The sequence below is a fragment of the Nonomuraea zeae genome, from assembly GCF_005889725.1.
Classification (GTDB): domain Bacteria; phylum Actinomycetota; class Actinomycetes; order Streptosporangiales; family Streptosporangiaceae; genus Nonomuraea; species Nonomuraea zeae.
The window spans coordinates 1-11,271 of the sequence record NZ_VCKX01000359.1; the positions used below are offsets into that span (position 1 = coordinate 1).

Annotated in this window: 8 protein-coding genes; 6 read left to right on the plus strand and 2 right to left on the minus strand. The window is 72.4% G+C overall.

All coding sequences use genetic code 11. The features are described from left to right. Positions 1-138: 138 nt before the first annotated feature. On the plus strand, positions 139-3,804 hold the full coding sequence (locus ETD85_RS54455) for an endo-alpha-N-acetylgalactosaminidase family protein (protein ID WP_206059479.1): 3,666 nt from the start codon (positions 139-141) through the stop codon (positions 3,802-3,804). Between the two features lie 9 nt (positions 3,805-3,813). Here ETD85_RS54455 and ETD85_RS54460 read toward each other — a convergent pair whose 3' ends face one another. Further along, positions 3,814-5,541, minus strand: coding sequence for a glycoside hydrolase family 35 protein (locus tag ETD85_RS54460; protein ID WP_138697720.1), 1,728 nt, complete (start codon positions 5,539-5,541; stop codon positions 3,814-3,816). 103 nt (positions 5,542-5,644) lie between these two features. Here ETD85_RS54460 and ETD85_RS54465 point away from each other — a divergent pair, with 103 nt between their 5' ends. From ETD85_RS54465 to ETD85_RS54485, 5 genes are all read left to right on the plus strand, one after another. After that, positions 5,645-6,478, plus strand: a complete 834-nt coding sequence (locus ETD85_RS54465) for a helix-turn-helix transcriptional regulator (RefSeq protein WP_138697721.1) — start codon at positions 5,645-5,647, stop codon at positions 6,476-6,478. Positions 6,479-6,611: 133 nt separating this feature from the next. Beyond that, a complete protein-coding gene (locus ETD85_RS54470; protein WP_138697722.1) occupies positions 6,612-7,085 on the plus strand; it encodes a MauE/DoxX family redox-associated membrane protein in 474 nt (157 codons plus the stop codon). Further along, complete coding sequence (locus tag ETD85_RS54475) at positions 7,085-7,849, plus strand: DsbA family protein (protein ID WP_138697723.1); 765 nt, start codon at positions 7,085-7,087, stop codon at positions 7,847-7,849. Before ETD85_RS54470 ends, ETD85_RS54475 begins: the two co-directional genes overlap by 1 nt. A 26-nt stretch (positions 7,850-7,875) precedes the next feature. Next, on the plus strand, positions 7,876-9,198 hold the full coding sequence (gene lgt / locus ETD85_RS67385) for a prolipoprotein diacylglyceryl transferase (protein ID WP_138697724.1): 1,323 nt from the start codon (positions 7,876-7,878) through the stop codon (positions 9,196-9,198). Beyond that, positions 9,195-9,899 carry a VIT1/CCC1 transporter family protein gene (locus tag ETD85_RS54485; RefSeq protein WP_138697725.1) on the plus strand — a complete coding sequence of 235 codons (705 nt, stop codon included), beginning with the start codon at positions 9,195-9,197 and terminating at the stop codon, positions 9,897-9,899. Before lgt ends, ETD85_RS54485 begins: the two co-directional genes overlap by 4 nt. Positions 9,900-11,074: 1,175 nt before the next feature. Here ETD85_RS54485 and ETD85_RS65230 read toward each other — a convergent pair. After that, positions 11,075-11,271 (minus strand): hypothetical protein (locus tag ETD85_RS65230; protein WP_206059480.1); only part of this gene is annotated, 197 nt, incomplete at its 5' end.

Consider the following 11,271-nt stretch of genomic DNA (forward strand, 5'->3'; position numbering starts at 1 on the left):
ACGCCCACCCCGGCCCCGGTCCACACGCCGGCGCCCGTCCCCGAGCCGACGTACGAGCTGCCCTCTCCGGAGCCGTCGCCGACCGGCACGCCGCCGCCGAGGCCCACCGCGCAGAACGTGCCGCCCAGCCCCGCCGAGGTGGCGGACCCGATCACGATCGCGTCCCCGTCGCTCACCGTGGAGCTGGACCCGGCCTTCCCCCGCATCCTGCGCTACACCGACCGGGCCACGGGCGCCTGGCTCGGCGGGAGCGCCGCCGTGCCCGCCGTGGTGCTCAACGGCCGGCCGTACCCCGCGAGCGTGACCCTGACCGGCCGGGACGGCGCTACCGCCCGCTACCGGCTGACGTTCGGCGACCTGCCCGGCGTCGCGCTGAAGGCGAGCGTGGGGGTGAAGGGACGGGTGACGACGTTCAGGATCGACTCGGTGGCCGACACCGAGGCGTTCCGGGTCGGCACGATCGACCTGCCGGGGCACGACCTGGTGTCGGTGTCGAGCGCGCAGCAGGGCGCGGCCACCGCCTTCACCAGGCTCGACCCGAACTCCACCCGCACCGCCGACGTCTTCGCCCCCGTCACGGCCGCCACCGCGCCGGACGAGGCGCCGATCGGCGCGACGTACGCGATCGTCAACACCGGCAGCCTGGCCGCCGCCGTCGAGTCGAACTCCTCCTACGACCGGCCCTCCGGGGTGACGGACCGGGAGGCGGCCCGGCTCTGGCACCAGGCCAGGAAGGACGCGGACGGCACCGTGCGGGTCGGCGTGTGGAGCGGCCAGTGGACCCACCGCGCCGAGGGAGCGCCGTTCACGGAGGAGCCGCCCTGGGCGAAGATCGTGCTCACGCCCGACGCCAACGGCGACGGCGCCCTGGACTGGCAGGACGGCGCGATCGCGTTCAGGAGCATCGGCGTCAGGGCGCTCGGCGCGGAGCGGACCAAGGACCGGGTGGTCACGCACATCCCGTTCAACTTCTCCAGTCAGGCCACGCACCCGTTCCTGCGCACGCTGGACGACGTCAAGCGGATCTCCCTGGCCACCGACGGGCTCGGCCAGCTCGCGCTGCTCAAGGGCTACCAGTCGGAGGGGCACGACGCGGCGCACCCCGACTACGGCGGCAACTACAACCGCCGCGCGGGCGGCCTGAAGGACCTCAACGCGCTGCTCAAGGTAGGCAAGAGCTGGAACGCCACGTTCGGGGTGCACGTCAACGCCACCGAGTCCTACCCCGAGGCCAGGAGCTTCGACGAGCGGCTCGTGAACAAGGACGCCAAGGGCTGGAACTGGCTCGACCAGGCCTACCTCATCGACCAGCGCGGCGACCTGGCCAGAGGCAGCCTGGCCAGGCGCTTCGAGCGGCTGCGCGAGGAGACGGACGCGAATCTCGCGGTGCTGTACGTGGACGTGTTCAGGCCGTACGGCTGGGTCGCCGACCGCACGCTGGCCGAGCTGCGCGCGCAGGGCTGGCAGGTGACCACGGAGTGGTCGGACAAGCTGGAGCGCTCGTCGCTGTGGGCGCACTGGGCCAACGACCTCAACTACGGCGGAGTCACCAACAAGGGGCTGAACTCGCAGATCATCCGGTTCATCCGCAATGACGAGAAGGACGTCTGGAACGCCCATCCCATCCTCGGCAACGCCCGCATCGTCGAGTTCGAGGGCTGGACGGCGGAGAACGACTTCACCGCGTTCTACCGCAACATCTGGGAGCACAACCTGCCGGCCAAGTTCCTGCAGCACTACAAGATCATGGACTGGAGCGCCGACGAGATCGTCTTCACCGGCGGCGTGCGCGGGACGTACCGGAACGGGCGGCGGGAGCTGTTCGCCGGCGGGCACAAGGTGCTCGACGGGAGCACGTACCTGCTGCCGTGGCAGGGCCGGTACTACCACTTCAACCCGGCGGGCGGCGAGAGCACGTGGGACGCCGCCCGGCCGATGACCGTCTACCAGCTGACCGACCAGGGCCGCGTGCGGACCGGCGTGGTCACCCCGGCTGGCGGGAAGATCACCCTGCGCGCCGAGGCGGGCGTGCCGTACGTGCTCTACCCCGCCGGGGCGCCCGAGCCGGCCGTCCCGGACTGGGGGCAGGGGAGCGGCGTGCGCGACCCGGGCTTCAACGACGACCGGCTGGCTGGTTGGAGCGTCACGGGGCCTGTGAGCGTCGAGCGCAACGACCTGGGCCAGCGGGTCGCACGGCTCGGCGGCGGCGCCCAGGCGCGGCTGGAGCAGCGGCTGAGGGGGCTGCGAGCGGGCCGTACGTACACCGCCTCCGCCTTCGTCGAGGTCGAGCCCGGCCGGACGCGCGCGACCACGCTGGAGGCCGCGGGCGCCTCGGTGACGGTCAATCGCTCGACGGCCAGGAACTACATCGCGTCCGACGAGAAGCACGACACCTTCTTCCAGCGGGTCAAGGTGACGTTCACCGCGCCCGCGGGGCCCGTCACGCTGCGGATCACGGCCGCGGGGGCGGACGGCGACGTGCGGGTGGACGACGTACGGGTGTTCGAGCGCGAGCCGGCGGGCCGGGTGGAGACGTTCGAGTCGGCCGAGCCGGGCTGGGGGCCGTTCGTGAAGGGGGACGCGGGCGGGTCGTTCGACGCGCGTACGCACCTGTCCGAGCGGCACGAGCCGTACACGCAGGCCGGGTGGAACGGCAAGGTGATCGACGACGTGCTCAGCGGCGACTGGTCGCTGAAGGCGCACGAGGAGCGGCAGGGGCTCATCTACCGGACGCTGCCGTGGACCGCCGCGTTCGAGCCCGGGCACGCCTACGAGGTGTCGTTCGCCTACCAGAACGCGCAGGCGGAGACCTACGAGTGGGTCACCGGCTACGACAAGGGCGGCGTCAGCGTCGAGACCCGGCGCACGCCCGTCCCCGAGCGGCGCGCCACCGCCGTCTTCACCGAGCGCGTCGTCGCCGGCTGCGGTGACGTCTGGGTCGGGCTGCGCTCGCTCAGGCCCGAGCAGGCGGGCGCCGACTTCGTCCTCGACGACTTCTCCGTCACCGACCTGGGCGTGACGCCGGAGGCGCCGGTCTGCGGGTCGCTGGCGGTCGTGCCCGGCCCGGCGGCCTTCGAGCAGGGGGCGGCCAACGAGGTGCGCACGACGTTCACGAATCTGGAGGACGTCACGGCCGAGGACGTGACGGTGAGGCTGGACGTACCGGAGGGGTGGACGGCTGCCGGGAACGGGACCGGGACCGTCGAGCCGGGCGCCAAGCTGACCACGGCCTGGCAGGTCACCCCGCCGGCCGGCGCCCCCTACGGCACCTACGAGCTCAGGGCCACCGCCGCCTACACCGCCGGGGGCGCGGCCAGGACGCTGACGGCCACGGCGAGCGTGCGGACGCTGCCGCCGCCGCCGGCGGGCGAGGCCTATGCCAGCGACCTGGAGTGGGTCAGCGCGGACAACGGCTGGGGCCCGGTCGAGCGCGACCGTTCCAACGGCGACACCGGCCCGGCCGACGGCGGGCCGATCGTCGTCGGCGGGCGGACGTTCGCCAAGGGGCTCGGCACGCACGCGCCGGCAAAAGTGCGTTTCTTCCTGGGTGGGAGGTGTACGAAGTTCACAGCCGTGGTGGGGGTTGACGACGTGCAGGCTACCCGGGGCTCGGTGCAGTTCAGCGTGGTGGCGGACGGTACGGAGAAGGCGCGCAGCCCGGTGCTGCGGGCCGCCGACCCGGCGTACGAGCTGAGTGCCGACCTCACCGGAGCCCGGTACGCGGACCTCGTCGCCGGCGACGCGGGAGACGGCAACGGCAACGACCACGCGGACTGGGGGGAGGCCCGCTTCACGTGCGCCTGAGCCCGGAGATCAGCCCAGCTCGGGCGAGGTGCGCACCTCCAGGGCCGGCCCCACGCGGTCGAGCTCCAGCACGACGATCTCGTTCGCGCCCGCGCGCAGCAGCGGCCAGGGCAGGTACAGGGTTCGCTGCGGCCCGCGATCCCAGTAGCGGCCCAGGCAGAAGCCGTTCACCCACACGTAGCCCTTGCCCCAGCCGGGCAGCGCCAGGTAGGCGTCGGCGGGCTCGGCCACCTCCAGCTCGAACGAGAAGAACGCCTGCGGCGCGGCGGCCCGCCCGCCGGTGAACGGCACCTTCGACACGTCGTCGAGCGGGATCGCGCGCGCGCTCACCCCGTGCAGGTACTGCAGGCGGTGCAGCACCCCGGCTCCCAGGCCCTTGCGCTCGCCGAGGCGGGGGCCGTAGTTCGGCCGTCCCATCGACTCGACCAGCACCTCGACCGTGGCGGGCCCGGCGACCAGCACCTCGGGCGGCTCCACGTCGCGCTCGAACACCCCGGCGGGCTCGCCGTCCACGAACACGTGCGCCCGGTCGCGCAGCTCCGGCAGGGTCAGCCGGTACGGCTCGCGCGGCCCGGGAACGCTCACCCGGTACAGGACCAGGCCGTGCTCCAGCCCGAGGTCCTCGAAGGCGGGCGGGCACGGGGAGTGCGCCTCCGGGCCGGCGATCGCGTCGAGGGCGTCGCGCAGCCGTACGGACCCGGACGGGCGCAGGGTCGCGGCCGGCAGCAGTCCGGGCAGCGGCGGCACCTCAGGCGGTTCCCCGGCATAGCGGGACAGCACCTCCCTGAACTTCCAGAACTTCTCCGTCGGCGCCCCGCGCTCGTCGATCGGCGCGTCGTAGTCGTAGGAGGTCACCGTCGGCCGGTACGCGCCGTCGGCGAGGTCACCGGCCAGGTTGGCGCCCGAGGACGCGCCGAAGTTGCTGCCGCCGTGCGCCATGTACAGGTTGACCGAGGCGCCCGTCGCCAGCAGCCGATCCAGCGTGTCGGCGGCGTCGCCCGCGTCCCTGGCCATGTGCTGGTGGCCCCAGTGGTCGAACCACCCGCACCAGAACTCCATGCAGAACAGCGGCTCGCCCGGCCGGTGCGCCCGCAGCGTCTCGAAGGCCCGCTCGGGGTCGGAGCCGAAGTTCACCGTGGCCAGCACGCCGGGCAGCGTGCCGCCCGTCAGGTACCAGTCGGCCGGGCCGTCCGAGGTGCACAAGGGCACCTCGACGCCTCTGGCCCGCAGCCCGTCCGCCAGGTGGCGCAGGTAGACCTGGTCGGTGCCGTAGGAGCCGTACTCGTTCTCCACCTGCACCATGATCACGTTGCCGCCCCTGGTGACCTGGCGCTCGGCGATCCGGGGGATGAGGCGGTCGAAATAGCGGTCCACGTGGGCCAGATATTCGGGGTCGCCGGTCCTGATCCGGCCGGTGAGCCAGGCGGGCAGGCCGCCGTTGTCCCATTCGGCGCAGATGTACGGGCCCGGCCGCACGATGGCCAGCAGTCCCTCCTGGGCGGCGGCGTCCAGGAAGTCGCCCAGTTCCGTCATGCGGCGGAAGTCGCCCTGGCGCGGCTCGTGCAGGTTCCACGGCACGTACGTCTCCACCGTGTTGAGCCCCATCGCCCGCAGCATCCGCAGCCGGTGCCGCCACTGCTCGGGGCGTACCCGGAAATAGTGCAGCGCGCCGGACAGCACCCGGAACTCCGCGCCGTCCAGCCGGAACGTTCCACCGTCGATCGAGAAAACGCTCATGACCTTCCTCCGATAGGATTTCGCGCCCAGCAGCCTCGCCGAGTCCCCAGGCCGGCGGCCATGGACAAACCCGAGCGCCTGTTGGACTCCAGGGAAGGGGCCCATGTCGTTCCGCCAGTGGATGCACTACCTCACGCCGGGGCCCGCCCACCGCGGGCTCGGCCTGGTCTGCCTGGGCGTCGGGCACCAGGAGGGCCGGCTGCCCACGGTTGGGCCGCGCACCATGCAGCACCACGTCGCCGTCGTCGTCACCGAGGGCGGCGGGTGGTTCGCGCACGGGGGCGGGCCGCGCGCCGAGGTGGTCGCCCCGGCCGTGCTGTGGCTCCTGCCCGGCGTCGAGCACCACTACGCCCCGCACGACGCGGGGTGGAGCGAGTGGTTCGTCGACTTCACCGGGCCGGCCGCCGTCGCCTACCAGGAGCTCGGCTTCGTGGACGCCGCCGATCCCGTCACGCCGCTCACGACCGCGGAGCCGGCCGTCCACGCCATCGGCCGCATCGCCCAGGCGTGCCGCAGGGGGAGCCCGTACCTGGAGGTGGAGACGTCGGCCACCGTGCACGAGGTGCTGGTCGCGCTCAGGCGCAGCCGCGCGGACGAGGACCCGCACGGCGATCCCGTGCTCGCCGGGCTGGCCAGGGACGCCTGCCTGCCTCTGTCGGTCGCCGAGCACGCCGCGCGGCTCGGGATGCCGCTGGAGGCGCTGCGGCAGGCCGTGCGCAGGCTCGCCGGGTGCAGCCCGAAGGACTACGTGCTGGCGATCAGGCTCAACCGGGCAAAGGATTTGCTCGCCACCACCGACCTGCCGGTCGCCGCCGTGGCCAGGCGGGTTGGCTACGAGGATCCGGCCTATTTCACCCGGTTGTTCACGAGACGCGCTGGATTGCCGCCCAGCGAGTTCCGCGCGCAGCAGTTCCGCGGCATTCCCGCTGGTCCGTGAGCCTTAGCCGATGCTTATCCCCGGCGTGGTCAGATGGAATCCCGGTACTGTGCCCATCTCAGCACAGAGACAGAGGAGATGACCTTTGATCGCGTCAGTGGCGTCACTAAGAGCGAGTGCGAAGATACCCTGGGTGACGACCGTCGCCCGGCTTGTTCTGGGCGTGGTGCTGATCGCGGCGGGCGCGCTCAAGATCGGCAACTTGTCCGACTCCGTCGTGGCGGTCAAGGCGTACCAGCTGCTGCCCGAGTCGATCGCCGTCATGGTGGGCTACATCCTGCCGATGCTGGAGATCGTGGTCGGCGTCCTGCTGGTCGTCGGTCTGCTGACCAGGGTGGCCGCGGTGATCGCCGGGGTGCTCATGTTCGCCTTCGTCTTCGGCATCGCCTGGGCCTGGGCGAACGGGCTGCGGATCGACTGCGGCTGCTTCGGCGGCGGCGGCCGGCTGGGGGAAGGCGAGGAGCCGACATACCTGCTCGACATCCTGCGTGACTTCGGCCTGGTGCTGCTCGGCGCCTGGACGGCGCGCTTCCCGCCGGGCCGCTTCGCGCTCGACGGGGCCCTCGGCCTGGAGGGCGACACTACGGATGTTGAGGGGGACGACTGATGAGCAAGGACCAGCACACGACGACGGCGTCGAAGACGGCGCGGGAGAAGATCAAGGCGCAACAGGCCGCCGCCCACGCGCGTGACAAGCGCAAGCGCCTGGTGACATACGTGACCGCCGGCACGGTCGCCGTCGCCGCGCTCGGCCTCGGCGTGTGGTACGGGATCAGCAACTCGCGCTCGGAGCAGGCCTCCGCCGACCTCGCGCCGATCACCCTGCAGCCCGACGGCACCGCGGTGATGGCCAAGGCGGGCGTCACCCAGCCGGTCGTCGACATCTACGAGGACTTCCAGTGCCCGGCCTGCAAGGAGCTCGAACGGGTCAGCGGCCAGACGTTCAAGAACCTCGCCGCCGAGGGCAAGGCGAAGGTCGTCTACCACCCGATCACGATCTTCTCGCAGGAGCCGACCAAGTCCAACTCCGTGCGCGCGGGCAACGCCGCCCGGTGCGTGGCGGACGGCAAGCAGTGGATGGCCTTCCACGACCTGCTCTTCAAGAACCAGCCGTCGGAGACCGTGGAGGGGTTCAAGCCGGACGAGCTCATCCAGCTCGGCAAGGACGCCGGAGTGACCGCGCCGGGCTTCGAGCAGTGCGTGACCTCGGGCAAGAATGCCGAGGCGCAGCTCGCCTACAGCAAGAAGGTCAGCGACGCGCAGAAGCTCACCCATACGCCGACGGTGAAGTTGAACGGCACAGAAATCGACAATTCGCAGGTCTTCAGCCCGAAGCAACTTCGCGAAGCGATTACGGAGGCGGCTAAGTAGGCTTGCTTCCGCTACCCTCACCTGACATGCCCCTTGCCTCGATTCCCAGCCCTTCCCAGGGGGTCTGGTATCTCGGATTCGTACCGATCCGGGCTTATGCGCTATGCATCGTGCTCGGCGTCATCGTCGCCGTCTGGCTGAGCGAGCGGCGCTGGCGCGCTCGCGGTGGCCAGAGCGGGACGATCGTCGATATCGCGGTCCCCGCGGTCATCTTCGGGCTGATCGGCGGCCGCCTCTACCACGTCATCACCGACTGGCAGACCTATTTCGGCAGCCGCGCGGTCAAGGAGCCCTACCAGGCGCTGTTCATCTGGGAAGGCGGCCTCGGCATCTGGGGCGCGATCGCGCTCGGCGGCGTCGGCGTGTGGTGGGCCGTGCGCAGGCGCGGCATCTCCATGAGCGCCGTCGCCGACACGGTGGCCCCCGGCATCGCCTTCGCCCAGGCCATCGGCCGCTGGGGAAACTGGTTCAACCAGGAGCTGTACGGCGGGCCGACCACGCTGCCGTGGGGCCTGGAGATCGACATCAACCACGGCGGCGAGCCCGGCGTCCTCTACCACCCGACTTTCCTGTACGAGTCGATCTGGGACCTGGCGCTGGGCTTCGCGCTCATCTTCGCGGGGCGGCGCTTCGCGCTGCACCACGGGCGGCTGTTCGCCCTCTACGTCGCCGGTTACACGCTGGGCCGCTTCTGGATCGAAGGGCTGCGCATCGACCCCGTGGGCGGGGTGGATCACGCGGTGACGTTCCTCGGGCTGCGGATCAACCAGTGGACGTCGATCGTGCTCTTCCTCGGTGCGCTGGTCTACCTGTACGTGACCAGGAACAAGGACTCGGAAGAGCTCGTGGTGCCGCCGACGGCCAGTTACACGGGGCCGGGGGAGCCCGGCGAGTCCGCGGCGGCCGCCGAGGGGGACGACAGCGAAACCTCGGCCTCGAAGGAGGCGGAGGGCTCGTCCTCGGAGGGCGGCGGTCCGAAGGACACCGAAACGGCTGCGGAGGACGCTGACGCGACCAAGGCGACACCGGCCGCTGAAGACACCTCAGCCGAGAGCTCAGGCGAGACCTCTGCCGAGCCCTCTGCGGGAGCCGCTTCGGGAGCTGCTTCAGGCGCCGCTTCGGGCGCCGACGAGACGTCGGCGGCGGAGGACGCGAAGCCTCCGGCGGCCACCACCTCTGAGGACGCTGAGGTGGGCAGCCCTGCGCCGGCGACCGTCCAGGCTTCCGACGACGAGCCGTCGGAAGCCGCCCGCGCATCGGATCGGCCGGTGGAGGAGCCGCCGGCCGACAGCCGCGAGGACGACGCTCCCGCCCCTGAAGCCGTGACGAAGGAGAAGAACTCGCGATGAGCGGTCGCGCGGAGATCCACCACCAGCATCGCGACGTCACCGGAGGCTGGTTGCGGCCATCGGTGTTCGGCGCGATGGACGGCCTGGTGTCGAACTTCGCGCTCATCGCCGGTGTCGCGGGCGGCACCGCCAACACGAGGGTGATCGCCCTCGGCGGTGTCGCCGGGCTCGCCGCCGGAGCCCTGTCCATGGCGGGCGGCGAATACGTCTCCGTGGCCAGTCAGCGTGAGCTGGCCCAGGCCGAGATCGCCGTCGAACGGCGCGAGCTGGCCCGCTATCCGGAGGACGAGCGGGCGGAGCTGGCGCAGACCTTCGTCGACAAGGGCGTGACGCCGGAGCTGGCCGCCGAGGTGGCCAGGCAGATCTCGCAGAACCCTGACCGGGCGCTGGAGGTCCACACCCAGAACGAACTGGGCGTCGCACCCGATGAGCTGCCGTCGCCGGTGCTGGCCGCGGTGTCGTCGTTCCTGTCGTTCAGCGTGGGGGCGGTGCTGCCGCTCCTGCCGTACCTGTTCGGGGCCGACGAGCTGGCCGTGTCGGCCGGGGTGGCCTGCGTGGCGCTGTTCGCGGCGGGAGCGGTGGTGTCGGCCGTCACGGCGCGCAGCTGGTGGTATTCGGGGCTGAGGCAGCTCGTGGTCGGGGCGGTGGCGGCGGCGGTCACATTTTCACTAGGCAATCTCATCGGGGCGGCGGGGCTGTGATGGCCCGCAGAAGAGGCCCCGCAGGCTCCAAGGGCGGCAAGCCGAGCCCGGACGGACTCCCCGGCACGACCGGTGGCGGTCGCCGGGGTTCCGACGGTTCTGCCGACGCGGACCGTAGCGGTCGCCGGGGCTCGGACGGGTTCTTCGGCGCCGACGACAGCGGCCGGTGGGGTCCGGACGGACTCTCTGGGGTGGACGGCAGCGGCCGCCGAGGCTCGGCCGATTTCCCCGGCCCGGACGGCAGGGGCCGCCCGGCTCCCGGGGCGGACGGCGGCACCCCGGCCGGTGGCCGCCACTCGTCCTCGGGCGCGGACGGCACGCTCACGGGTCGCCACACACCCACGGGAATCGAGGGCGGCGGCCGTCCGGGAGACGCGTGGACGGCATCCGGCACCGACGCGCGCGGCTGGGCCGCATCGACCGCGGACAGCGCAGGTTGGGCGGCATCTGGCACGCACGGCGGTGGCCGATCACCTGCGGGCACGCACGGCGACGGCCGAGCTATGGGCACTCCCGGGGACGGTCGCGCTGCGGGCCCGCACGACGGCCGTGCTACCGGTGCCCATGGCGACGGCCGGATGGTCTCCGGCACGGCTGACGGTGGCTGGGCCGTATCGAGCACGGACGGCGGTGGCTGGGCGGCGTCGGGTACGGATGGCGGCGGTTGGGCGGCGTCGGCTACGGACGGCGGTGGCCGGTCCGCATCAAGCACGGATAGCGCAGGTTGGGCGGCATCCGGCACGCGTGGCGGCGGCCGGTCCGCGCCGGGCACGGACGGTCCCGGGGGGACGGCATCAGGCACGCATGGCGGCGGCCGATCCGCATCAAACACGGATAGCGCGGGTTGGGCGGCATCGGGCGCGCATGGTGGTGGCCAGCTGTCCGGCACGGGTGACGGTGGCTGGGCCGTGTCCGGTCCAAGTCGCGATGGCGGCGGGTCGGCGGCCGGACCAGACGGTGGCCGGTCGGCGGCTGACGGAGGCGGCCGGGCGGCGGCGAATGCCCGCGGCGGCCGGGCGGCGGCGCGGGCGCGCGGCCGGGGCCGGTCGGCGGCTCATGGTGATGACCGGTCGGCCAATCACGGTGACGGCCGGTCCGCGGACGCGGCAGGTGGTGGGCGGTCAGCCGATGCGGCCGGCGGAACGCAGTTCTTCGACGCGGCTCCTGGCGGCCGATCAGCGGAGGCGGCTCCCGGCGGCCGTGCAGCCGGAGCGGGTGCGCACGGCCGGACGGCCAATAGCGGAGGCCGTGCGGACGAGCAGGGCTGGGCAGCCGCCAGCGATGGTCGTGCGACGGGCTCCGACGGGCAGGGCCGGGCGGCCGGTTACGGCGGCCCCCGCCGCGACGAGCACCGCCGTGATCGCGGCCATCG

Bases quoted from the DNA above. Each gene is read 5' to 3' on its own strand.
- ETD85_RS54460 (WP_138697720.1), bottom strand. From the start codon at position 5,541: ATGAGCGTTTTCTCGATCGACGGTGGAACGTTCCGGCTGGACGGCGCG.
- ETD85_RS54465 (WP_138697721.1), top strand. From the start codon at position 5,645: ATGTCGTTCCGCCAGTGGATGCACTACCTCACGCCGGGGCCCGCCCAC.
- ETD85_RS54475 (WP_138697723.1), top strand. From the start codon at position 7,085: ATGAGCAAGGACCAGCACACGACGACGGCGTCGAAGACGGCGCGGGAG.
- lgt (WP_138697724.1), top strand. From the start codon at position 7,876: ATGCCCCTTGCCTCGATTCCCAGCCCTTCCCAGGGGGTCTGGTATCTC.
- ETD85_RS54485 (WP_138697725.1), top strand. From the start codon at position 9,195: ATGAGCGGTCGCGCGGAGATCCACCACCAGCATCGCGACGTCACCGGA.